The 22,558-nt window shown below is 71.5% G+C and carries 20 protein-coding genes; 12 read left to right on the forward strand and 8 right to left on the reverse strand.

Features of this window, described 5'->3' with window-relative positions:
* Positions 1-71: 71 nt before the first annotated feature.
* The 4 genes from ACIGXP_RS39530 to ACIGXP_RS39545 are packed head-to-tail and all read right to left on the reverse strand — an operon-like array spanning position 72 to position 3,648.
* The gene (locus tag ACIGXP_RS39530) at positions 72-716 is read right to left on the reverse strand and encodes a response regulator (protein ID WP_399776776.1); all 645 of its coding nucleotides are present in this window, start codon (positions 714-716) and stop codon (positions 72-74) included.
* On the reverse strand, positions 706-1,971 hold the full coding sequence (locus ACIGXP_RS39535; RefSeq protein ID WP_399776779.1) for a sensor histidine kinase: 1,266 nt from the start codon (positions 1,969-1,971) through the stop codon (positions 706-708). Before ACIGXP_RS39535 ends, ACIGXP_RS39530 begins: the two co-directional genes overlap by 11 nt.
* A 25-nt stretch (positions 1,972-1,996) precedes the next feature.
* On the reverse strand, positions 1,997-2,731 hold the full coding sequence (locus tag ACIGXP_RS39540; RefSeq protein WP_363214652.1) for an ABC transporter permease: 735 nt from the start codon (positions 2,729-2,731) through the stop codon (positions 1,997-1,999).
* Complete coding sequence (locus tag ACIGXP_RS39545; RefSeq protein WP_363214651.1) at positions 2,728-3,648, reverse strand: ABC transporter ATP-binding protein; 921 nt, start codon at positions 3,646-3,648, stop codon at positions 2,728-2,730. The genes ACIGXP_RS39540 and ACIGXP_RS39545 overlap by 4 nt, the downstream gene beginning before the upstream one ends.
* A 206-nt stretch (positions 3,649-3,854) precedes the next feature.
* On the opposite strand from ACIGXP_RS39545, the gene ACIGXP_RS39550 reads away from it, so the two are divergent.
* Entirely contained in the window at positions 3,855-5,642 is a 1,788-nt protein-coding gene (locus ACIGXP_RS39550) for an ABC transporter ATP-binding protein (protein ID WP_399776782.1), read from the forward strand.
* Positions 5,639-7,510 carry an ABC transporter ATP-binding protein gene (locus ACIGXP_RS39555; RefSeq protein WP_399776784.1) on the forward strand — a complete coding sequence of 624 codons (1,872 nt, stop codon included), beginning with the start codon at positions 5,639-5,641 and terminating at the stop codon, positions 7,508-7,510. The genes ACIGXP_RS39550 and ACIGXP_RS39555 overlap by 4 nt, the downstream gene beginning before the upstream one ends.
* A 143-nt stretch (positions 7,511-7,653) precedes the next feature.
* Here ACIGXP_RS39555 and ACIGXP_RS39560 read toward each other — a convergent pair whose 3' ends face one another.
* Both ACIGXP_RS39560 and glgX read right to left on the reverse strand, forming a co-directional pair.
* Entirely contained in the window at positions 7,654-8,151 is a 498-nt protein-coding gene (locus ACIGXP_RS39560) for an RICIN domain-containing protein (RefSeq protein WP_399776787.1), read from the reverse strand.
* 101 nt (positions 8,152-8,252) lie between these two features.
* On the reverse strand, positions 8,253-10,514 hold the full coding sequence (gene glgX / locus ACIGXP_RS39565; protein ID WP_399776790.1) for a glycogen debranching protein GlgX: 2,262 nt from the start codon (positions 10,512-10,514) through the stop codon (positions 8,253-8,255).
* Between the two features lie 287 nt (positions 10,515-10,801).
* On the opposite strand from glgX, the gene ACIGXP_RS39570 reads away from it, so the two are divergent.
* The 8 genes from ACIGXP_RS39570 (at position 10,802) to ACIGXP_RS39605 (ending at position 18,257) form a co-directional block, all read left to right on the forward strand.
* Positions 10,802-12,025 carry an Ig-like domain-containing protein gene (locus tag ACIGXP_RS39570; RefSeq protein ID WP_399776792.1) on the forward strand — a complete coding sequence of 408 codons (1,224 nt, stop codon included), beginning with the start codon at positions 10,802-10,804 and terminating at the stop codon, positions 12,023-12,025.
* Between the two features lie 156 nt (positions 12,026-12,181).
* Positions 12,182-13,423: an Ig-like domain-containing protein gene (locus tag ACIGXP_RS39575; protein ID WP_399776794.1), complete on the forward strand. Its 1,242-nt coding sequence runs from the start codon at positions 12,182-12,184 to the stop codon at positions 13,421-13,423.
* 76 nt (positions 13,424-13,499) lie between these two features.
* Positions 13,500-14,267, forward strand: a complete 768-nt coding sequence (locus tag ACIGXP_RS39580) for an enoyl-CoA hydratase-related protein (RefSeq protein WP_363214644.1) — start codon at positions 13,500-13,502, stop codon at positions 14,265-14,267.
* Between the two features lie 329 nt (positions 14,268-14,596).
* Positions 14,597-15,100 carry an ATP-binding protein gene (locus tag ACIGXP_RS39585; protein WP_363214643.1) on the forward strand — a complete coding sequence of 168 codons (504 nt, stop codon included), beginning with the start codon at positions 14,597-14,599 and terminating at the stop codon, positions 15,098-15,100.
* Positions 15,101-15,203: 103 nt separating this feature from the next.
* Positions 15,204-16,007 (forward strand): polysaccharide deacetylase family protein, encoded by an 804-nt coding sequence (locus ACIGXP_RS39590; protein WP_363214642.1) that lies wholly within the window; start codon positions 15,204-15,206, stop codon positions 16,005-16,007.
* Entirely contained in the window at positions 16,007-17,194 is a 1,188-nt protein-coding gene (locus tag ACIGXP_RS39595) for a YncE family protein (RefSeq protein WP_363214641.1), read from the forward strand. The genes ACIGXP_RS39590 and ACIGXP_RS39595 overlap by 1 nt, the downstream gene beginning before the upstream one ends.
* A 76-nt stretch (positions 17,195-17,270) precedes the next feature.
* Positions 17,271-17,876, forward strand: a complete 606-nt coding sequence (locus tag ACIGXP_RS39600) for an ADP-ribosyltransferase (protein ID WP_399776798.1) — start codon at positions 17,271-17,273, stop codon at positions 17,874-17,876.
* 168 nt (positions 17,877-18,044) lie between these two features.
* Positions 18,045-18,257 (forward strand): EF-hand domain-containing protein, encoded by a 213-nt coding sequence (locus ACIGXP_RS39605; protein ID WP_116147008.1) that lies wholly within the window; start codon positions 18,045-18,047, stop codon positions 18,255-18,257.
* Positions 18,258-18,299: 42 nt separating this feature from the next.
* Here the strand turns inward: ACIGXP_RS39605 and ACIGXP_RS39610 are convergent, their stop codons facing one another.
* Together ACIGXP_RS39610 and ACIGXP_RS39615 are read right to left on the reverse strand one after the other, a co-directional pair.
* The gene (locus ACIGXP_RS39610) at positions 18,300-19,085 is read right to left on the reverse strand and encodes an ABC transporter ATP-binding protein (protein WP_399776801.1); all 786 of its coding nucleotides are present in this window, start codon (positions 19,083-19,085) and stop codon (positions 18,300-18,302) included.
* Positions 19,082-20,803, reverse strand: coding sequence for a 2-isopropylmalate synthase (locus ACIGXP_RS39615; RefSeq protein ID WP_399776804.1), 1,722 nt, complete (start codon positions 20,801-20,803; stop codon positions 19,082-19,084). The genes ACIGXP_RS39610 and ACIGXP_RS39615 overlap by 4 nt, the downstream gene beginning before the upstream one ends.
* Positions 20,804-21,009: 206 nt before the next feature.
* Here ACIGXP_RS39615 and ACIGXP_RS39620 point away from each other — a divergent pair, with 206 nt between their 5' ends.
* A complete protein-coding gene (locus tag ACIGXP_RS39620; RefSeq protein ID WP_399776807.1) occupies positions 21,010-21,711 on the forward strand; it encodes a FadR/GntR family transcriptional regulator in 702 nt (233 codons plus the stop codon).
* Positions 21,712-21,793: 82 nt separating this feature from the next.
* A complete protein-coding gene (locus ACIGXP_RS39625; protein WP_399776809.1) occupies positions 21,794-22,456 on the forward strand; it encodes an NADPH-dependent F420 reductase in 663 nt (220 codons plus the stop codon).
* Positions 22,457-22,558 lie beyond the last annotated feature (102 nt).

Consider the following 22,558-nt stretch of genomic DNA (forward strand, 5'->3'; position numbering starts at 1 on the left):
CCTGCGGACCGCTGCCGAACCGGTATGCGTGCCGCACATGCCGCAAGGACCAGTCGGCCAGGCATGGACGATCAGCCCAGGATCCCCCGGTCGTACCCCACCGCCACCGCCGCCGCGCGGTCGTTGACGCCGAGCTTGGCGTACAGGTGGGTGAGGTGGGTCTTGACCGTGGCCTCGCTGATGAACAGCTCGCGGGCGATCTCGCGGTTCGACGTGCCCTTGGCGACCAGGGCCAGCACCTCGCGCTCGCGTGCGGACAGGGGCTCGGCGCCGGGCCGGCGGGGGGTGCGGACCGCGTGGACCAGACGGGAGGCGACCGCGGGGGAGAGGACCGTACGGCCCTCGGCGGCGGCCCGGACGGCGGTGAACAGCTCGTCGCGCGGGGCGTCCTTGAGGAGATAGCCGGTGGCGCCCGCCTCGATCGCGGGGAGCGTGTCGGAGTCGGTGTCGTACGTGGTGAGCACGAGAACCCGGGCCCTGGTGCCGCGCCGGGCCAGCTCGCGGATGGCGTCCACGCCGGATCCGCCGGGCATCCGCAGGTCCATCAGGACCACGTCCGGGTCCAGGGCCGCGGCCCGGTCGACCGCCTCCACGCCGTTCGCGGCCTCGCCGAGCACGGCGAAGCCGGGGGCGGACTCGAACATGCCGCGCAGGCCGTCGCGGACGACCGGGTGGTCGTCGACGATCAGCAGGGAAATAGCGGTTTCAGCGGTCATCGCGTACCAACGGTACGCGAGCCGACACCGCCGTGCCGTTCCCCGGCTCCGCCTCGACCGTCAGGGAGCCCGCGATGCGTTCGGCGCGGGCCCGCATACCGTCCAGGCCGAAGCCTCCGTTGCGGGTGCGCTCCGGTACGGCGGCCGGGTCGAAGCCGGTGCCGTCGTCGCGGATGTCGAGGGTGACCTCGTCGCCCATGAAGGAGAGGGTGACCCCGACGCGGGTGGCGCGGGCGTGCCGGGCCGCGTTGGACAGGGCCTCCTGGGCGATGCGCAGCAGCGTCGCCGAGACCTCGTCGTGCAGGTGCTCGGTGGTTCCGGTGACGGTGAACTCGGCGCGTATTCCGGTGCGTTCGCCCCATTCGGCGACCGTCTTCTTCAGCGCCTCCGGGAGGCCGTCGGCGGCCAGGGCGACCGGGGCGAGGTTGTGCACCGAGCGGCGGGCCTCGCCGAGGCTGTGCCGGGCGAGCGCGGAGGCACGCTCCAGGTGGGTGCGGGCGGTGGTCAGGTCGGGGGCGTTCGCCACGACCTGGAGCTGGGCGATGATCCCGGTCAGGCCCTGGGCGATGGTGTCGTGGATCTCGGCGGCGAGACGGCGGCGCTCGTCGGCGACGCCCGCCTCCCGGGCCTGGACGAGGAGTTGGGCGTGCAGGGCGGCGTTCTCGTCCAGGGCCTGCTGCAACGCCGTGTTGGTGCGCTCCAGTTCGGCGATGGTCGCGGTGCGCTCACGGGACCGCTGCGTCTCCTGCACGGTGAGATGGGAGACCACCATCTGCAGGCCGGAGTTGGCGATCAGGAGTGCGGCGAAGACGATCCCCTGCGTTGCGCTCTCGAACGGCAGCCCGCCGGCCTGCGCGCCGGCCACGGTGACCGCGCTGGCGAACAGTCCGAGCCGCAGCCACCTGCGCGGGAGCAGTTCGTCGGCGTCCATGTAGCCGCTGGCGGCGTAGAACGCGAAGAACGGGTTGATCCAGGTGAGCGCGAACGCGATGGCCCAGCGGACCACGTAGTACGCCGTCCCGGCCCGGGACGGCGTCCGGCCGCGGTCGGGCCTGCCGGGACGGGTGCCGTGCCACCACAGCTGGAGCGCGCCCGCTGCGACCGTCAGCGCTCCGGCGGCGTACCACTTGGCGGGAGCGGTGTGCGGGTCGGCGGAGGCGACCGAGAGGGCGGCGCCGATGCCGAGCAGCCCGTGCGGCCCCCAGGTGTGCAGTTGCTCCCAGCGCCGGTCGATCTGCCTGTCCCTCGCGGTCATGTCCCCAGTCTGCACGGCCGGCCACCTACTCCCAGCGGAACCAGCGCGCCGCTCCCGCCGTCAGCAGCACCGTCCAGCCCGCGAGCACGCCCAGGTGGTCCCAGCCGGGCCAGTCACCGGCGGCCGCCTCGCCCAGGGCGCGGGCCGCCGCGCCGAACGGGGTCAGCTGCACCACCCGGGCCATCGTGTGCGGCATCTGCTGCACCGGCAGCCAGACACCCGCGCAGAACATCATCGGGAAGAACACCGCCGAGCCGATCGCCCCAGCGATCTTCGTGGTCCGGGACAGCGCGGAGACGACGGAGCCGAGGGCGAGGGCCGACGTGGTGGCGAGCAGCAACGCGAGCAGGTACCCGGCCGGTTGTCCGGGCAGCGTCACGTCGAAGGCGAGCCGGCCGACGACGAGCGCGAGCAGCGCCGAGGCCAGCGCCACCGTGCCCTGCACCACCATCTGCGCCGACAGCAGGGCGGAGGGCCGTACGGGGGTGAGCCGCATCCGGCGCAGGACGCCCCGCTCCCGGTGGCCGGTCAGGGCCTGGGGCAGCGCCTGCACACCGGACATGATCAGGGCGATCAGTACGGCGATGGGCACGTAGGCGTCGATCGGCCGCAGTCCGCCGAGCGACTTGTCGGCCTCCCGGAACGACGGGATCGAGCCGAGGATCACCAGCAGCAGCGTCGGGAACAGGAAGATCCAGAAGACGGCGCCGGGTTCCCGGCGGAACAGCCGGAACTCGGTGCGCAGGACGGCGGTGTTCATGCCGCGGCCTCCTTGGTCTGGGCATCGGTCAGGTCGAGGAACGCGTCGTCGAGGGTGGCGTCGGTGACGCGCAGCTGGTGGGCGGTGACGTGGTGGCGGGCGAGCAGGGTGATGACCGCGTTCACGGTCTCGTCGGTGCCGGAGAGCGTGATCCGGCCGTCCTTGCGCTCGACCGAGGCGAGGGCCGGGAGAGTGGTGAGGTCGTGGTCGTCCAGCGGGGCCGACGGGGTGAAGCTGATGACGGTGGCGCCCGTCGAGCGGCGGATGAGCCCGGCCGGGGTGTCCAGCGCCGCGACCCGTCCCTTGTCGATGACCGCGATGCGGTCGCAGAGCCGCTGCGCCTCCTCCATGAAGTGGGTGACGAGCAGCACGGTGACCCCGCTCGCACGGACGTCCTCGATGAGCTGCCAGGTGTCGCGGCGGGCGCGCGGGTCGAGGCCGGTGGTCAGCTCGTCCAGCACCACGACCCGGGGGCTGCCGATGAGCGCCAGCGCGATGAAGAGGCGCTGCCGCTGCCCGCCGGACAGCTTGGCGAACCGGGTGCCGAGCCTGGGGGCGAGACCGAGACGTTCGGCCAGGGGCCGCCAGTCGGCGGCGTTCGGGTAGAAGGAGGCGTACAGCTCCAGCGCCTCGCGCACGGTCAACTTGGGCTGCAGCTCGCTCTGCTGGAGCTGCGCGCCGAGGATCTCGGCGACCTTGTCGTGGTCGGCGACGGGGTCGTGTCCGGTGACCCGGACCCGTCCGGTGTCCGGCACCCGCAGCCCCTCCACGCACTCCACGGTGGTGGTCTTGCCGGCGCCGTTCGGGCCGAGGATCCCGAAGATCTCGCCCTCCTCGACGGCGAAGGAGACGCCGTCGACGACGGCCCGGCCGCCGTACGACTTGCGCAGATCGGTGACTTCGATGACTGATGGCATGCCTTGAGAATCCCGGGCGGGCGGGGTCCGCCACATCGGCCGGCCCGCTCGAAGAGGCATCGTCCGATCGGTTGATGCGGGCCTACGACCCCTGCGCGCAACGCGTGTACGAGGGGTCGAACGCGCAGGTCGTAGGACCAAGGACGGACCGGGGTCCGGCCGAAACTCAGTGGGCGATGTCAGTGCCGGTCCGTACGCTCGCGGTGATGCCCACGACACGTGCAACCACCGAGACAGGCCGTTCCGCCGTACGCACACTGCTGCGTCTGTGGCCGTACGTCCGCCCCGTGCGGGCACGGCTGTTCACCGCCGCGTTCGTCGCGATCGTCGCCTCCTGCACCGGGCTGGTGATCCCGCTCGTCCTGAAGTGGATGGTGGACGGGCCGGTCGCCGACCGGGACCCGGCGGGCGTCCGGCTCGGTGCGCTGTGGCTGCTCCTCCTCGGCATCGCCGAGGCGGTCCTGTTCGGCATACGGCGCTGGCTGGTGGCCCGTCCGCTGTCGCATGTCGAGGCGGAGATGCGGGCGGGGCTCTACCGGCATCTGCAGCGGCTGCCCGTCGCCTTCCACGACCGCTGGGCCTCCGGCCAGCTGCTGTCGCGGGCCACCACGGATCTGATGCTGCTGCGTCAGTTCCTCGCCTTCCCGCTGACGTTCCTGCTGGTCAACGGCGTCACGATCCTCGTCGGCGTAGTGATCATGCTGATGCAGGACTGGCCGCTGGGCCTGGTCGTCCTCGGTCCCGCGATCCCCGTGATGTGGACCTGCGCGGTCTTCGAGCGGCGGTACGCCGCGGTGGCGCGGCGGGCGCAGGACCAGATCGGTGACCTGACGACGGTGGTCGAGGAGAGCGTGCTCGGCATCCGCATCATCAAGGGCTTCGGCCGGCACCGCAGCCAGGCGCGGGCCTTCCGCGAGCTGTCGGTCACCCTGCGCGGCACGGAGCTGCGCAAGGCGCGGCTGCTGGCCGCCATCTGGGGTGTCATCGTGACGCTGCCGGAGCTGGCGATCGGGGCGGCGCTGGTGCTGGGCGCGGTCCGGGTGGCCGACGGCGACCTGTCGGCGGGCACGCTGGTGGCCTTTCTGAGTACGGCGCTCGCTCTGCGGTGGCCGGTCGACTCGATCGGGTTCCTGCTGGCGATGAGCCAGGAAGCGGCGACGGCGACGGAGCGGTACTTCGAGGTGCTGGACGAGGTGCAGGAAGCCGGCGTGAGCGAGGGCGGTCGTGCCCCGCGCCCGGCCGGCCACGACACCGGGCTCCGCTTCGAGAACGTCCAGTTCCGCTACCCCGACGCACCCCCCGACTCCCCGCCCCTTCTCACCGGCGTAGACCTGCACATCCGTCCCGGCGAGTCCATGGCCCTGGTAGGAGCCACCGGCAGTGGGAAGACCACCCTCACCGCCCTCGTCCCCCGTCTGCACGAGGTCACCTCCGGCCGCATCACCCTGAACGGCGTCGACATCACCGCGATACCCCGCGGGGAACTGCGCGCGAAGGTCGCCGTCGCCTTCGAGGAACCCACGCTGTTCTCCACCAGCGTCGGCGAGAACGTACTGATGGGAGCCCCGGACGGCGCCGGAGGACCGGACCTCGACCGCGCGCTCGCCGTCGCCCAGGCCGACTTCGCGCACGCCCTTCCCCAGGGCACCGACACCCGCGTGGGCGAGCAGGGCCTCAGCCTCTCCGGCGGCCAGCGCCAACGCCTCGCGCTGGCCCGCGCCGTGGTCGGCAGACCGGAGTTCCTGGTGCTGGACGACCCGCTGTCCGCCCTGGACGTGCACACGGAGGCGGCCGTGGAGGCCGCGCTGCGGCAGGTCCTCGCCGACACCACCGCGCTGATCGTGGCCCACCGCCCGTCCACGGTGCTGCTCGCCGACCGGGTCGCCCTGCTCTCGGACGGCCGGATCGCCGCCGTCGGCACCCACCAGGAACTGCTGCGCACCAACGCCGAGTACGCGCACCTGATGTCCGGGCACGAGGAGGACCCCCGTTGACCACCACGACCGCCTCCACCCCCACCGCCGAGGACGACGAACTCCCCGGCCCGCACCGGGAGAACAGCGGCGGTGACGGCGACCTCTTCGACCGGGACGTGCTGCCCGCCCCGCCCGGCGCCACGGCCGCCCTGCTGCGCTCCCTGCTCGCGCCCATGAAGGGCAGGGCCGCCCTCACCACCCTCCTGCTGCTGGTGCAGCAGGCGGTGGTGCAGGCGGGCCCGCTGCTGGTGGCGTACGCCATCGACAACGCCGTACCGGCGTTCCGGGACCACCGCCACGGCCCGCTGATCGCGGTGGCCGTCGGCTATCTGCTGTGCGCGCTGCTCTCGGGCGCGCTGCAGTTCGCGTTCGTCGAGGCCTCCGCCCGGGTCAGCCAGGACGTGCTGCTCGATCTGCGGGGCCGGATCTTCCGGCACGCGCAGGCGTTGAGCATCGACTTCCATGAGCGCTACACGTCGGGCCGGCTGATCTCCCGCTCCACGACGGATGTCGAGTCGCTGCGCGAACTCCTCGACGAGGGGCTGCAGGAGCTGGTGACCGTCGTGCTGTCCTTCGTCTACATCTCGGCGATGCTGCTGTGGCTGGACCCGGGTCTGGGCGCGGTCGCGGTGGCCTCCTTCGTGCCGCTGTACCTGCTCGTCCGGCTCTACCAGCGGCGGGCGGGACGGGTCTACCGGGCGCGGTCGACGGCGATCGCGGCGGTGATCGTCAAGTTCGTGGAGACGATGAACGGCATCCGCCCGGTGCGCGCCTTCCGCCGGGAGGCCGCGAACGACGCCGAGTTCGCCGTACTCAACCGGCGGCACGAGCGGACCAACGGGGACGCCCTGCTGGAGATGGCCCGCTATGTGGTCGGCTCGCGGCTGGTGGCCAACACGGCGGTCGCGGGGATCGTGCTGTGGGGCGCCTACCGGGTGGCGTCCGGCTCGCTGGAACTGGGCGTGCTGGCGGCCTCCGTCCTCTATCTGCGCAGGCTGTACGACCCGATCGACCGGCTGGGGATGTTCCTGAACTCCTACCAGTCGGCCGCCGCGTCCCTGGAGAAGATCGCCGGACTGCTGGCCCAGACCCCGTCCGTGCCGGAGCCGGCGAAGCCGCGTGAACTCCCGGCGCTCAAGCGCGACTTCCCGGGCCGTGAGGTCGTCTTCGACGGCGTCCGCTTCGCCTACCGCACGGGTGGCGAGGTCCTGCCCCGCTTCGATCTGACCCTGCCGGCCGGGCAGACGGTCGCCGTGGTCGGCTCCACGGGCGCCGGCAAGTCCACGCTCGCCAAGCTCCTCGCCCGCTTCTACGACCCCTCCGAGGGCCGGGTGCTGCTGGACGGGGTGGATCTGCGCGAGCTGCCCGTGCCGGAGCTGCGGCGCGGGGTGGTCATGGTGACCCAGGAGGCGTTCCTGTTCTCCGGCACGGTTGCGGACAACATCGCCATCGGCCGGCCCGACGCCACCCGCGAGGACATCGAGCGGGCGGCGAAGGCGATCGGCGCGCACGAGTTCATCAGCGCACTGCCCGACGGCTACGACACGGACGTGCGCAAGCGCGGCGGGCGCATCTCCGCTGGGCAGCGCCAACTGGTCGCCTTCGCCCGCGCGTTGCTCGCCGACCCGGCGGTGCTGATCCTGGACGAGGCGACCAGCTCCCTGGACGTCCCGGGCGAGCGGGCCGTGCAGCGGGCCATGTCGACGGTGCTGCGCGGCCGTACGGCGGTGGTGATCGCGCACCGGCTGTCCACGGTGGAGATCGCGGACCGGGTGCTGGTGATGGAGCACGGCCGGATCGTCGAGGACGGCCGTCCCGGCGAACTCATCGAGGGGACGGGCCGGTTCGCGGACCTCCACAAGGCGTGGCGGGACAGCCTGGCCTGAACCGATCCGGGGACCGCGGGTTCAACGGGAGTTCACGCGGGCTGTGGTGGGTGGTCGACGGGCCGTCATGCCCGCCGCCCTGGAGGCAACCGGCACCCGCTGCGGCTCCCCGGGGCCCGCAGTGACTCCGGGGCGGTTGTCTGCTAGACCCACCGCCACTTCTGGTCCTTGTTGCCGTTGCAGCTCCACTGGATTGCATTGGTGCCCTTGCCGAAGCTGCCGTACCCGGCAAGGCACATGTTGGAATTCCTGTTGATGATCTCTGCTCCGCTGCCCGACTTCCAGTACCACTTCTGGTCGGGGTTCCCGTTGCAATCCCACACTGAGACGTCTGCGCCCCGCGACTTCGAGCCGCCGTAGCTGCCCAGGCACTGGCCGTTGCCGTTGATGATCTGGTAGAAGTTCCCGCGGACGTCTTCACCGACGTAATTGAATTGCCAGGTCTGGTCACGGTTGCCATTGCAGGTCCACATGTATCCGACCGTGCGGTCGGACCCGTTGAGGCTCCCCAGGCAATAGCCATAACCGTTTCTCAGACTGTGACCGCCCGCCGCCGATGCCGTCGGCGCGAACCCGACCGCCGTCACCAATGCGGCCGATATGGCACCTGCCGCGATCGATGTGCGCGCAAGCTTGTTCATAGCCGGAATCCCTTCAGGAATCATCCATGAGTGCATTGTGCGATCAGGGCACAGGTGAGCTGCCCCCGCCGGATGATCATAGCTGAGGGACCATCAGATGATCACTGAGGACGACCTCGGGCCACCCTCAGCAGCAGCACCGTCCGCTCCGGTACCGTGATCTCCGTACCCGCCGGGTGGACCGTGCCCGGGGCCTGCGACTGGTCCTCCCGGGAGGTGTCCACGACCACCTCGTACCGCTCGGCCCACGGCGGCCCCGGCAGGGCGAAGCCCGTCGGGCCGTCACCCGCGTGCAGGATCGCGAGGAAGCTGTCGTCCGTGACCGGTGCACCCCGCTCGTCCCGGCCCGGGATGTCCCGGCCGGAGAGGTACATGCCGAGCGTGGCCGCGGGGGCGTACCAGTCGTCCTCGGTCATCTCCGCGCCCCGCGGGGTGAACCAGGCCAGGTCGCGCAGCCCGTCCGCCGAGTGGGCGCGGCCGGAGAAGAAGGCGCGGCGGCGCAGCACCGGGTGCCGGTGCCGCAGGGCGATCAGCCGGGAGGTCAGCTCGAACAGGGGTCGCCAGGCCGGGTCGTCCAGCAGGGACCAGTCCAGCCAGCTGACCTCGTTGTCCTGGCAGTAGGCGTTGTTGTTGCCGCGCTGGGTGCGCCCGAGTTCGTCCCCGGCCACCAGCATGGGCACGCCGGTGGACAGCAGCAGAGTCGTGAGCAGGTTGCGCAGCTGACGGCGGCGCAGGGCGCGGATCCGCTCGTCGTCCGTCTCGCCCTCCGCCCCGCAGTTGAAGGAGCGGTTGTCGTCGGCGCCGTCGCGGTTGCCCTCGCCGTTGGCCTCGTTGTGCTTGCGCTCGTACGACACCAGGTCGCGCAGCGTGAACCCGTCGTGCGCGGTGACGAAGTTGACCGAGGCGTACGGGCGGCGGCCGCCCCAGGCGTACAGGTCGCTGGAGCCGGACAGCCGGTAGCCCATCTCGCGGACGTCCGGCAGCGCGTGCCGCCAGAAGTCCCGGACGGCGCCCCGGTAGCGGTCGTTCCACTCGGTCCACAGGGGAGGGAAGGCACCCACCTGGTAGCCGCCCGAGCCGATGTCCCACGGTTCGGCGATCAGCTTCACCCGGCGCAGCACCGGGTCCTGGGCGATGACGGCCAGGAACGGGGAGAGCATGTCGACGTCGTGCATCGAGCGGGCCAGCGCCGCCGCGAGGTCGAAGCGGAAGCCGTCCACGCCCATCTCGGTCACCCAGTAGCGCAGCGAGTCGGTGATCAGGCGCAGCACCTGGGGCTGGACCACGTGCAGGGTGTTGCCGCAGCCGGTGTAGTCGGCGTACCGGCGGGCGTCGCCCTGGAGACGGTAGTAGCCGCGGTTGTCGATGCCCTTCAGGGACAGGGTCGGGCCCAGTTCGCCCGCCTCCGCCGTGTGGTTGTAGACCACGTCCAGGATGACCTCGATGCCGGCCGCGTGCAGCGCGCGCACCATCCGCTTGAACTCGCCGACCTGCTGTCCCGTCGTACCGGAGGCCGCGTAGGCGGCGTGCGGGGCGAAGTAGCCGATGGAGTTGTAGCCCCAGTAGTTGCGCAGGCCCCGGCGCAGCAGATGGTCCTCGTGCGCGAACTGGTGCACCGGGAGCAGTTCGACGGCCGTCACGCCCAGCGCCACCAGGTGCTCGATCGCCGCCGGGTGCGCCAGGCCGGCGTAGGTGCCGCGCAGGTCCTCCGGGACGCCCGGGTGCAGCCTGGTGAAGCCGCGCACGTGCAGTTCGTAGATGACGGAGTCGGCCCACGGGGTCTTCGGCCGGCGGTCGTCCTCCCAGTCGTCGTCATCGTCGACGACGACTCCCTTCGGGACGTGCGGCGCCGAGTCCCGGTCGTCGCGCACGGTGTCGGCGACATGCTGCTCGGGCCAGTCCCGGACGTGCCCGTACACCTCCGGCGGCAGCCGGAACTCGCCGTCCACCGCGCGCGCGTAGGGGTCCAGCAGCAGCTTGGCCGGGTTCCAGCGGGCGCCGGTCCACGGGTCCCAGCGGCCGTCCACCCGGTACCCGTAGCGCTGACCCGGCATCACGCCCGGGACGAAGCCGTGCCAGATCTCGTGCGTCAGTTCGGTCAGCGGGATCTGGGTCTCCCGGCCCCGCTCGTCGAACAGGCAGACCCGGACCGCCTCGGCCCCGCCCGCCCACAGCGCGAAGTTGGTGCCCGCGACGCCGTCCGGGCCGACCCGGAACCGGGCGCCCAGCGGTGTCGGGGCGCCCGGCCACACCACCGGGGCCGGCACCGCGGCGCGCCGGGCGCCGTTCACCACGGCCGGCTGCTGCCCGGTCCCGGCGGCCGGCTCCCCGGCCGGTGCCCGCTGCTCGGCTGCGCTCGTCACCTGTCGGCCCCTCTTTCAGTGGCTCGCCCCCGGGGCGGCGCAGTCGGCCGTGCCGAAGAGCCGAGCGCGCCCCGTGGCACCCTCGGCCGGCCGGTACGGCTGCGCCCCGACGGCAGGGGGCGCCCTCTGGATCGCGCTTTCCGTCCCTTTCAGCGGTCTGATCCAAGAAGGCGCCCCCTCCGGCGCGGGCGCGGCGGCTCCCCAGCGTGTCGTCCTTCCCTCTGTTCTGCCCAGTGCATGGGTCGCACTCACGTTTCCCCGGAGCGTGCCCGGTCGTTGAGTCCCGCGTGAGGCACGTACAAGGACGCGCGCGGCGCGCGTGGGTCGCGCTGGCCGCCGTGGTGACATCGGCGGCATTGCTGGCAGGCTGCTCTTTCGGAGGCTCCGGCCCGCTCGGGATGGGCGGAGCGCTCGGCAAACCCCCGGCACCCCAGGACGTCATCCACGTCACCCCCGACGACGACAGCAGGGCCGTCCGCCCCGACCAGCGGTTGCGGGTGCGGGTGCCCGCCGGGCGCCTGGAGAAGGTGACCGTCGTACGGTCGCAGGACGCGCAGGACTTCCCGGTCCCCGGGCGCATCAGCGAGGACGGCATGACCTGGCGGCCGGACCGGGAACAGCTGGCGCTCGCCGCCAAGTACACCGTCGACGTGATCGCGCGGGACGCGGGCGGCCGCCGCTCGGCCCGGCACACCACCTTCACCACACTTGTCCCGGATGAACGGTTCATCGGCTACGTCACCCCCGAGAACCGCGCCACCGTCGGCACGGGCATGATCGTCTCGCTGACCTTCAGCCGGGAGATCACCGACCGCGCCGCCGTCGAACGCGCCGTGCGGGTCAGTGCCCGCCCGGCCGTCGAGATCCGCCCGCACTGGTTCGGCAGGAGCCGCCTGGACTTCCGCCCCGAGCAGTACTGGAAACCCGGCACCGAGGTCACCGTCGACCTGAACCTGAGGGACGTCCAGGGAGCGCCCGGTGTCTACGGGCTGCAGGACAAGACCTTCTCCTTCACCGTCGGCCGCAGCCAGGTCTCCCTGGTGGACGCGGAGGAGCACACCATGGCGGTACGCCGGGACGGCCGGCTGCTCGCCACCGTGCCGATCACCGCGGGCGCCCCGAAACACCCCACCTACAACGGCAAGATGGTGGTGATGGACATGCTGGAGGTCACCCGCATGAACAGCCGCACGGTCGGCCTCGGCGCCGAGTACGACATCCCCGACGTCCCGCACGCCATGCGGCTCACCGACTCCGGCACCTTCCTGCACGGCAACTACTGGAACCCGGACGCCCCCGGCGTCGTCAACATCAGCCACGGCTGCGTGGGCCTGAGGGACGTCAAGGGCGGCAGTTCGGACACCCCCGCGGGCTGGTTCTTCGACCGCAGCCTCGTCGGCGACGTCATCGAAGTCGTCAACAGCAAGGACAGGACGGTCGCTCCCGACAACGGCCTCGGCGGCTGGAACATGCCCTGGAAGGAGTGGAAGGCGGGCAGCGCGGTGAAGTAACCGGGTGAGGGGCCGGGGTCGGGTGGAGGTGACAGGTGGAAGTTGCGACGGAATGGTGACAGTCGCCTGACACTCCGCTCAAAACCGGGCGGTTAATATGCGCGGACCAATGTGGTGGGGAGCGGGCCTGATCAGGCCCGGCGAGGGGAGAACGCGTTGAACGTGCGGCCTGTATCGGGGGCGTCGGTGGCGGGGCCGGGGAGGCGAACGACCGATGGTAAGGGGCGAGGCCGTAAGGGGCTGGCTCTCATAGCCGGCGCCCTGGTGCTCTCCCTCGCCGCGTGCGGCGGGGGAGGGGACGAGGGCTCGGGCAAGGGCAAGAACGGCGGCACGCAGCAGTCCGCCGCCGCCGTCACCATATCGCCCAAGGCCGGTACCACCGGCGTCGATACGAGCGGCGCACTCAAGGTCGATGTCGCCAAGGGCAAGCTGACCGAGGTCACCGTCAAGGACGCCAAGGGCCGTGCGGTCGACGGCACCATCACCGGCGGGGGCGCGTCCTGGACGCCGTCGACCCATCTGGCCGCCTCCACCAAGTACACCGTGCACGCGGTCGCCAAGGACTCCGAGGGGCGCGAGGCCGCCGAGGACTCCTCCTTCACCACCCTGACCCCGAAGAACACCTTCCTCGGCAACTTCACCCCCGAGGACGGCTCCACCGTCGGCGTCGGCATGCCGTTCTCCGTCAACTTCACCCGGGGCATCACGCACCCCGACGCGGTCGAGAAGGCCATCAGGATCAGGACCGAGCCGGCCGTCGACGTCGAGGGCCACTGGTTCGGCAACGACCGCCTGGACTTCCGGCCCGAGAAGTACTGGAAGGAAGGCACCAAGGTCACCGTCGACCTCGATCTGGACGGGGTCGAGGGCCGCGCCGGCGTCTACGGCAAGCAGCACAGGACCGTGAAGTTCACCATCGGCCGCAACCAGGTCTCCGTCGTGGACGCCAAGAAGCACACGATGAAGGTCACCCAGGACGGCAAGGTCATCAAGACCATCCCGGTCACCACCGGCAAGCCCGGCTACGAGACCTGGAACGGCCAGATGGTCATCAGCGAGAAGCTGAGCGTGACCCGCATGAACGGCGAGACCGTCGGCTACGGCGGCGAGTACGACATCAAGGACGTCCCGCACGCCATGCGCCTGACCACCTCCGGCACCTTCCTGCACGGCAACTACTGGGGCGGCGACGCCTTCGGCAACTACAACGCCAGCCACGGCTGCGTCGGCCTGCGCGACGTGCGCGGCGGCTACGACGGCTCCGTCCCGGCCGCCTGGATGTTCAGCCACTCGCTCATCGGCGACGTGGTGATCGTGAAGAACTCCCACGACCGCACGGTGGACCCGGCCAACGGGTTCAACGGGTGGAACATGTCGTGGGCGGACTGGAAGAAGTGACGGTTCACTGAGCGGGCCCGGTGCTGTGACCTACGGCACCGGGCCCGCTGTCGTTAATCCCCGTTAACCTGCCTCCATGACCGTCTCTCTCGAAGTCGCCGAAGGCGTCGGAACCCTGCGCCTGGACCGGCCGCCGATGAACGCGCTGGACGTCGCCACCCAGGACCGGCTGAAGGAGCTCGCCGAGGAGGCCACGCGCCGCGACGACGTGCGCGCCGTGGTCATCTACGGCGGCGAGCGGGTGTTCGCGGCGGGCGCGGACATCAAGGAAATGCAGGACATGGACCACACCGCGATGGTCCTGCGCGCCCGCGCCCTGCAGGACTCCTTCACGGCCGTGGCCCGTATCCCCAAGCCCGTCGTCGCCGCCATCACCGGCTACGCCCTCGGCGGCGGCTGCGAACTGGCCCTGTGCGCCGACTACCGCATCGCCGCCGAGAACGCCAAGCTCGGCCAGCCCGAGATCCTGCTCGGCCTGATCCCGGGCGCGGGCGGCACCCAGCGGCTGCCCCGGCTGGTCGGCCCGTCCAAGGCCAAGGACCTCATCTTCACGGGCCGCCAGGTCAAGGCCGACGAGGCCCTGGCGATCGGCCTGGTGGACCGGGTCGTCCCGGCCGCCGAGGTGTACGAGCAGGCGCACGCCTGGGCCGCGAAGCTGGCCCAGGGCCCGGCGATCGCCCTGCGCGCGGCGAAGGAGTCGGTCGACACCGGCCTGGAGACCGACATCGACACCGGCCTCGCCGTCGAACGGAACTGGTTCGCGGGCCTGTTCGCCACCGAGGACCGCGAGCGCGGCATGCGCAGCTTCGTGGAGGAGGGGCCGGGCAAGGCCAAGTTCCTCTGAGGTCCGTGGAGGTTCTTCCGAGCACCCCTGATCGTCAGCGGTGTGAACTTCCCGTAACTCCTGCGGAGCGTCCTGCCGTTGACGCCTCGTCTCGTCCGGGTCCCTCGATGGGGCGGTTTATGGGAGCCTTAAGGCAGCCTTAAGCCTGCTCGGTCGAGGGAGCCTGTCGATTGCCCGGATGTGAGCCGTCATCGCAGGTCAACCAGACCGTACTGGCGAGAAACATGCCGTCGGCATATGCCGTTCGACGGGTGGAGAGCGGGGGCGCACAGGGGGCGTATTCCTCCGGAACGGCCCCCAGGGCGGCTCCGGGCCGCCATGATGGGGGCATGGCGGGGCTGGAGGGCATCGAACAGCCGCGGGGACACAGCCGTGCGGCCGCGGCACGCTGGTCGCCCGCGGTCGAGGACGAACAGGCGCTCAAGGCGCTCGAACTGTTCGGCAACCCGACGGAGGCGGAGGTACCGCTGCCGTCCCGCCCGGAGTCCGCGGCCACCGCCCGCCGGCTCGCCCAGATCGTCGTCCTGCGCACCTGGCGGCTGACTCCCAAGCTGGCGGAGGACGCCGTCTTACTCGTGTCCGAACTGGTCGGCAACGCGGTACGGCACACCGGGGCCCGGGTGTTCGGCCTGCGGATGCGACGCCGTACCGGCTGGATCCGCGTCGAGGTCCGCGACCCCTCACGCGGCCTGCCCTGTCTGATGCCGGTCCAGGAGCTGGACGTCAGCGGCCGCGGACTGTTCCTCGTGGACAAGCTGTCGGACCGCTGGGGCGTGGACCTGCTGCCGCGGGGCAAGACGACGTGGTTCGAGATGAGGGTCGCCGACCGATAGCGCAGACGGAGTGCGCCTGTCGATAGCACCGTTGAGGCGACGACGACCCGAAATCGTCCCTCTTTCGGGCCAATCGGAGGTTTTCTTACCTCTCGCCCCTTAAATGGTGCGGGTGACCACCACCAACCGACGCGAGGTGCTGCGCGCGGGCGCCGGGCTCGTCGCCGGCGGCGCGCTCGCCGCCGGTTGCGGTGCGGGCCGGTCCGCCCCGTCCCCCGCCCCGACCGCCGCCTCCCCGCCCCCGTCCTCCGCCGGCCGACCCGCGGCCAGTGGCAGGGCCGCCCCCGCCCCGCGCGCCTACCCGGGGCAGCCCGCCCAGATCAGCCACGGCCCGCGCACCCGCCCCAAGGTCGCCCTCACCTTCCACGGCCAGGGCGACCCCGGCATCGCCCACTCCCTGCTCACCACGGCCGAGCGGTACGGCGCCCGACTCACCGTGCTCGCCGTCGGCACCTGGCTGGACGAACACCCCGACGTCGCCCGCCGGATCCTCGACGGCGGTCACGACCTCGGCAACCACACCCAGCGGCACATCGACGTCAACGCCCTGGCCGAGGCGGACGCCCACAAGGAGATCACCGACTGCGCGGACCGGCTGAAGCGGCTCACCGGTTCCATCGGCACCTGGTTCCGCCCGTCCCGCTCGCCGACCGCCACCCCGCTGGTCGCCCGGCTCGCCCGCGCCGTCGGCTACCCGCACGTGCTGTCGTACGACGTCGACTCGCTCGACTACACCCGCCCCGGCGCCGCCGCTGTCACCCGGAACGTTCTCGCCGAAGTACGCAGCGGGTCGGTGGTGAGCCTGCACTTCGGGTATCCGGACACGGTCGCCGCCCTGCCCGACCTCCTCCACGAACTCGGCCGCCGCGACCTGCGCGCGGTCACCACCACGGAGCTGCTGAGCTGATGCGAACCATGAAAGCCGCCCGCCTGCTGGCCGCCGGTGCCGCCCTCACCGCCCTGACGCTGCTGTCCGCGTGCGACTCCGGCTCCTCGCACCAGGAGAAAGAGGCCATCGGCAGCAAGGCCCCGTTCCAGCCCCGGGTGAACCAGCCGCGGGTGAACGTGCTTCCCGGAATGCCGCCGGTCGAGGACCCGAAGGACCTCTACTCCGCCGACCGCCCGGGCCGGCTCTCGCCGGTCGTCAGGGACTTCCCGTCCCGCGTGTACGTCCCCAACACCAACTCCGACACCGTCACCGTCATCGACCCGAAGACCTACAAGGTCATCGACACGATCCCGGTCGGCCACCAGCCCCAGCACGTCGTACCGTCCTGGGACCTGAAGACCCTCTGGGTCAACAACGACCTCGGCAACAGCCTCACCCCGATCGACCCGAGCACCGGCAGGGCCGGCAAGCCGGTCGCCGTGCACGACCCGTACAACCTGTACTTCACGCCCGACGGCAAATACGCCGTCGTCATGGCCTCCATGGACCGCGAGCTGGTCTTCCGTGACGCGCACACGATGAAGACCGTCAAGGCCGTACCGGTCAGCTGCTACGGCGTCAACCACGCCGACTTCTCCCCGGACGGGCGCTACTTCATCGTCTCCTGCGAGTTCAGCGGCGAGGTCCTCAAGGTCGACACCGCGCGGATGAAGGTCATCGAGCAGGAGAAGCTGCCGTTCCACGGAGCGATGCCGCAGGACGTCAAGATCTCTCCGGACGGCAAGCTGTTCTACATCGCCGACATGATGGCCAACGGCCTGTGGATCCTCGACGGCGACAAGTTCACCCGGCCCGAGTTCCTCTACACCGGCAAGGGTGCCCACGGTCTCTACGTCAGCCGCGACTCCCGTGAGATGTATGTCTCCAACCGCGGCGAGGGCACCATCTCCGTCTTCGACTTCACCCGGAACCGGCTCACCAAGAAGTGGCACCTGCCCGGCGGCGGCAGCCCCGACATGGGCGGCGTCTCCGTCGACGGCACGATCCTGTGGCTGTCCGGCCGCTACAACTCCGAGGTGTACGCCATCGACACCCGCACCGGCAGGGAACGGGCCCGCATCAGGGTCGGCAGCGGCCCGCACGGTCTCGCCGTCTACCCGCAGCCGGGCCGCTACTCGCTCGGGCACACCGGCATCTTCCGCTGACCGCCGGTCAGTCGGACACGCCCCGAAGGGGTGGTGATCCACGGTCCGCCGCCGGTGAGCCGCGATCGTGTCGAGCATGATCACAACTCGCCTGCGGCGGCGGCTCCTTGTCGTCGTCCTGTCCCTCGGCGCCGTCTTCGCGGGTACGGCCGCCACTGCCCCCACGGTCCCCGTCGCGGCGGCTTCAGCGAAGGCCGCGCCCGCCTGTCCCCAGTTCGACGACCGGATCAAGGCCGCCGCCGACCGGCGCGTCGACCTGGACCGGATCACGCCGGCGCCCGCCTGGCGCACCACCTGCGGCACCCTGTGGCGCAACGACAACCGCGCGCCGGAGATCATCTTCGAAGAGGGCTTCCTTCCGCGGGACGTGGTGAACGGGCAGTACGACATCGAGCAGTACGTCCTCGTCAACCAGCCCTCGCCGTACGTCTCCACGACGTACGACCACGACCTCTACAAGACCTGGAAGTCCAAGTACAACTACTACATCGACGCGCCCGGCGGCATCGACGTCAACAAGACCATCGGCGACACCCACAAATGGGCCGACCAGGTCGAGGTCGCCTTCCCCGGGGGCATCGCCCGGCAGTACGTCGTCGGCGCCTGCCCGGTCGACAAGCCGACGAAGACCGAGATCCTGGACGACTGCGTCAGCAATCCGTACTACCGGCCATGGCACTGATGGACCGAACAAGTTGGCGGCCGTCATCAAGGGCGAGCAGGAGCCCCCGAGGTTCCAGGAGGGGTACGGGTGGGTGGTCGCGGCGCTGAAGGCCTGGCCGGGCCGTTAATCTGACCAGCGTCAGTACGCCAGCACGGCATGAGAAACACGACCAAAAGGGGCGGATCGGTGGCGGACATCGAGGAAGCACGCAAGCAGTTCCAGCGGATCGACGCGGACGGTGACGGATTCATCACCGCCGCCGAGTTCAAGTCCGCCCTGGCCCAGGAGGGCGACTGGAACGTCACCGAGACGGTTGCCGAGGCCATCATCAGGCAGCGGGACCTGAACGGTGACAAGGTCCTGTCCTTCGACGAGTTCTGGGCCTACCTGAACAAGTGACGTGCGCAAGGGGGCCCTCCCGGACGGGGCGGGCCCCCTTCGTCACGCCCGCCGGATCCTGACGCTCCAGCGACCCTCGTGCCGCTCCAGCGTCAGCGGCAGGTCGAAGCACGTGCCGACCTGGTCACTGCTGAGGACCTCCTCGGCGCGCCCCTGTGCGATGACCCGGCCGTCCCGCAGCAGCACGGCGTGCGTGATACCGGCCGGCAGCTCCTCCAGGTGATGGGTGACGAGCACGGTCGCCAGCGCCGGGTGGGTGAGCCGCAGCTCCTCCAGCGCCTCGATCAGCTGCTCCCGGCCCGGCAGATCGAGACCGGTCGCGGGCTCGTCCAGGAGCAGCAGCCGCGGCTCGGGCATCAGCGCCCGTGCGATCAGGGTCCGGCCGCGCTGACCCTGCGAGAGCGTCGGCCAGCGGGCCTCCCGCAGCGCCGCCAGCCCCAGCGTGCCCAGCAGCGCCTCGGCCCGCTCCCGCTGCTCCGGCGACGGCCGCCACCTCGGCACCGGCGCCACGGAGTTCGTGACCCCGGTGAGCACCACGTCCCGTACGGTCAGCGGCGAGGCCAGTGGATGGCGCGGGTCGACGTGCCCCACATGCGCCCGCAGCTCCCGCAGGTCCACCCGGCCGAGCCGCCGTCCGAGCACCTCCACCGTGCCCCGCGTCGGATGCACGACCGCACCGAGCAGTCCGAGCAGCGTGGACTTGCCCGCGCCGTTCGCGCCGAGCAGCGCCCAGTGCTCACCGGCCCGGACGGTGAGGGACACGTCCCGGAGGATGGGCCGCCCGTCCCGGACGAGATCGACGCCCTCGGCGCGCAGGACCTCGCTCACCGGGCCGCCGCCCGGTTCACCGCGGACAGCACCGCCCGGACGCGGGCCGCCGGCGCGGAGACGTCCCGGCCCGCGCCCCACAGGGTGGTGTTCCCGACCCGGCACTCGGCGTACGCGACCACCTCCCCGTCCACGTCCGCCTGCTCCGCGAGGCCGAGCACCTCCACCGCGTAACCCGCACCCGCGAGCGCGTCGGCGAACGCCGTCACCGGGCCGCTCCCGCTGCCCTCGTAGTCGCCGCCGCGCTCCTCGCCGATGACCAGGGTGCACACGAACCGGTGCGCACCGGAGGGCTCCCGGTGCGTGGACCAGGCGGTGAGCGTGACCTCCCCCTCGCCCAGATAGGCCGCCCGGAAGAGCTCGTACAGCTCCTTCGGCGTCGCCTCCCGCCCGCTGTCGTCCGTCGCCTCCTGGACCGTACGCGAGAACTCGGGTCGCATGCCCGGAGGCAGGTCGAGGCCCGCGTGCGTGCGCAGCAGATACGCCACCCCGCCCTTGCCCGACTGCGAGTTGACGCGGATCACCGCCTCGTACGACCGGCCCACGTCCGCCGGATCTATCGGCAGATACGGCACCGCCCACGGCGCCTCCCGTTCGCTCAGCCCCGCCTCCGCCGCCTGCCGGGCATGGTGGGCGAGCCCCTTGCTGATCGCGTCCTGGTGCGTGCCGGAGAAGGCCGTGTGCACCAGCTCGCCGGCGTACGGGTGGCGCGGGTGCACGGTCAGCCGGTTGCAGTGCTCGACGGTCTCCCGTACGGCGTCGATGTCGCTGAAGTCGACCATCGGATCGACCCCTTGGGCGAAGAGGTTCAGGGCGAGGGTCACCAGGTCCACGTTGCCGGTGCGCTCGCCGTTGCCGAACAGACAGCCCTCCACCCGCTGGGCGCCGGCCAGCACGGCGAGTTCGGCGCAGGCGACGCCGGTGCCGCGGTCGTTGTGCGGGTGGACCGAGAGGATGACCGAGTCGCGGCGGGAGAGGTGGTGGTGCAGGTACTCGATCTGGTCGGCGTAGACGTTGGGGGTGGCGACCTCCACGGTCGCGGGCAGGTTGTGCGTGACCGGACGGTCCGGGCTCGCGTCCCACAGCCGGGTGAGCCCGTCGCACAGTTCGAGGACGAAGTCGGGCTCGGTGAGGTTGAAGGTCTCCGGCGAGAACTGGAAGCGGACGCCGGGCGCGTCCCCGGCCCGCCGGGCCATGCGTTCGGCCGCCTCCCGCACCGTCCGCCACACCTCGGCCCGGCTCCGGCCGAGCACCACGTCCCGCCACACCGGCGAGGTCGCGATGTACAGGTGGACGACCGCCCTCGGCAGCCCCTCGATCGCCTCGAAGGTCCGGTCGATCAGGTCGGCGCGGGCGGGCGTGAAGACGACCGGCGTCACGTCGTCCGGTACGGCGCCGGTGTCCACCAGGTGCCGTACGAAGTCGAAGTCCATACGGCTCGCGGACGGGTAGCCGACCTCGATCTCCTTGAAGCCCAGTGTCACCAGCAGGTCGAAGAAGCGGCGCTTGCGGGGCGTGTCCATCGGCTCGGCCAGCGCCTGGTTGCCGTCGCGCAGGTCGACCGGCACCCAGAGGGGGGCCCGCTCGATCCGGGCGGCGGGCCAGGCCCGGTCGGTGACGGGCACATTCACCCGGTGCTGGAAGGGGCGGTAACGGTGGTACGGCATCGGGCTGGACCGCTGCGGGTTCCAGGCCGGGGCTTCGGAGAGTGTGGTCATCGTCTGCTGCCTTCGGGCTCGGTCGGACGGTGACCGGCAGCACGGGGCCCCGCGGCGGGGCGCCGGTCGCGTCAAACCCCGCCGCGGCAGCCGAGGAGAAGCAGACCGCGCAGCGTCATGCCGGGTACGCTAGCGAGAGCTCAGCTCCTCAGACAAGTGAGAATTGCCCGAAGTCCGTTTCCCCCCTCCGACAAGTTGGTGACCCGATGCCGCTCGGCCCGCTCCGCCCCAGCCCGCTGGTCGAACAGGCCGCGCAGCGCCTCCGGCAGCAGATCGCCGCAGGCCACTGGCCGGTCGGCAGCAAGCTGCCCGGCGAGACCACCCTCGCCGGGGAACTCGGCGTCGGCCGCTCCACGGTGCGTGAGGCGCTGCGCGCACTCGCCGGCGCCGGGCTGGTACGGCCCCGGCACGGCGCCGGCGTCTTCGTCATCGCCACCGAGCCCGTCGAGGACTGGCCCACGAGGCTCGGCCGGGCCGCGGTCACGGACGTCTACGAGGTCCGCATGGGCGTCGAGGTGCAGGCCGCCCGCCTCGCCGCGCGCCGCCGCACCCCCGAGGACGTCAGCGCGCTGCGCGCCGCACTGGAGGCGCGCCGGGCGGCGTCCGCCGGTGACGACGCGGCCTTCGTGGACGCCGACATCGCCCTGCACACGGCCGTGGTGGCCGCCGCCCACAACCCCGTCCTCGCCGACCTGTTCACCGAGTTCGCCCCGGTGCTGCGCCAGGGCCTGGTGACCCTGCTGCACCTCACCCGTCTGCGCCGGCACGACCGCAACACCGGCGACGGCACCCACGCGGCCCTCGTCGAGGCCATCGCGCAGGGCGACGCGGAGGAGGCGGCGGCGGTCTTGCTGGAGGAGCTGGAGGGGACGCTGGGGCTGTTGCGGGGGAGGGAAGGAGCGGCCTGAGCGATCGCCGGAATACCTCCCGCACCGACAGGGTTGTCGCCCGACAGACGCATGCACGCGCATGGAACCTGGAGGGTCCGGCATGAAGATCGGCATCATCGGTGCGGGGAACATCGGCGGCAACCTCACCCGGCGGCTCACCGCCCTCGGGCACGAGGTCTCCGTGGCCAACTCCCGCGGCCCCGAGACGCTCAAGGAACTGGCCGCGGAGACCGGTGCGACCGCGGTCCGGGCCGAGGACGCGGCCCAGGGGGCCCAGGTCGTGGTCGTCACCGTGCCCCTCAAGGCGGTCCCGGATCTGCCCTCCGGCCTGCTGGACGGTGCCGCCGAGGGCGTGGCGGTGATCGACACCGGCAACTACTACCCGCAGCAGCGTGACGGTCGTATCGCGGCCATCGAGGACGAGGGACTGACCGAGAGCCGCTGGACCGAACGCCACCTGGGCCACCCGGTGATCAAGGCCTTCAACGGCACCTACGCCCAGGACATCCTGGACCGCCCCCGTCCCGCGGGCGACCCCGAGCGCATCGCCCTCCCGGTCGCCGGCGACGACGAGCAGGCCAAGCGAACCGTCCGCGCCCTCATCGACGAACTCGGCTTCGACACGGTCGACGCAGGCCCCCTCGACGACTCCTGGCGCCAACAGCCGGGCACTCCCGTCTACGGCCTCCGGGCAGGCGTGGAGGGGGTGAAGAAGGCCCTGGCGGAAGCCTCCCCGGAACGTCCGGTGGACTTCCGGGGCTGAGCGCACCCCCTAGGTGTATTGACCTGAAGCGTTGTTCACACGGCTGATCGGTGGCTGGCCTCCGAGTGCTGTGTGGCAGCGATGGTGGTTGTAGGTGTGCAG

It is taken from the genome of Streptomyces sp. NPDC053069, assembly GCF_044546895.1.
Classification (GTDB): domain Bacteria; phylum Actinomycetota; class Actinomycetes; order Streptomycetales; family Streptomycetaceae; genus Streptomyces.

Excerpts from the sequence above, each read along its gene's own strand:
- ACIGXP_RS39530 (WP_399776776.1), bottom strand. The coding sequence starts at position 716 with ATGACCGCTGAAACCGCTATTTCCCTGCTGATCGTCGACGACCACCCG.
- ACIGXP_RS39535 (WP_399776779.1), bottom strand. The coding sequence starts at position 1,971 with ATGACCGCGAGGGACAGGCAGATCGACCGGCGCTGGGAGCAACTGCAC.
- ACIGXP_RS39540 (WP_363214652.1), bottom strand. The coding sequence starts at position 2,731 with ATGAACACCGCCGTCCTGCGCACCGAGTTCCGGCTGTTCCGCCGGGAA.
- ACIGXP_RS39545 (WP_363214651.1), bottom strand. The coding sequence starts at position 3,648 with ATGCCATCAGTCATCGAAGTCACCGATCTGCGCAAGTCGTACGGCGGC.
- ACIGXP_RS39550 (WP_399776782.1), top strand. The coding sequence starts at position 3,855 with ATGCCCACGACACGTGCAACCACCGAGACAGGCCGTTCCGCCGTACGC.
- ACIGXP_RS39560 (WP_399776787.1), bottom strand. The coding sequence starts at position 8,151 with ATGAACAAGCTTGCGCGCACATCGATCGCGGCAGGTGCCATATCGGCC.
- ACIGXP_RS39580 (WP_363214644.1), top strand. The coding sequence starts at position 13,500 with ATGACCGTCTCTCTCGAAGTCGCCGAAGGCGTCGGAACCCTGCGCCTG.
- ACIGXP_RS39585 (WP_363214643.1), top strand. The coding sequence starts at position 14,597 with ATGGCGGGGCTGGAGGGCATCGAACAGCCGCGGGGACACAGCCGTGCG.
- ACIGXP_RS39590 (WP_363214642.1), top strand. The coding sequence starts at position 15,204 with ATGGTGCGGGTGACCACCACCAACCGACGCGAGGTGCTGCGCGCGGGC.
- ACIGXP_RS39595 (WP_363214641.1), top strand. The coding sequence starts at position 16,007 with ATGCGAACCATGAAAGCCGCCCGCCTGCTGGCCGCCGGTGCCGCCCTC.
- ACIGXP_RS39600 (WP_399776798.1), top strand. The coding sequence starts at position 17,271 with ATGATCACAACTCGCCTGCGGCGGCGGCTCCTTGTCGTCGTCCTGTCC.
- ACIGXP_RS39615 (WP_399776804.1), bottom strand. The coding sequence starts at position 20,803 with ATGACCACACTCTCCGAAGCCCCGGCCTGGAACCCGCAGCGGTCCAGC.
- ACIGXP_RS39620 (WP_399776807.1), top strand. The coding sequence starts at position 21,010 with ATGCCGCTCGGCCCGCTCCGCCCCAGCCCGCTGGTCGAACAGGCCGCG.
- ACIGXP_RS39625 (WP_399776809.1), top strand. The coding sequence starts at position 21,794 with ATGAAGATCGGCATCATCGGTGCGGGGAACATCGGCGGCAACCTCACC.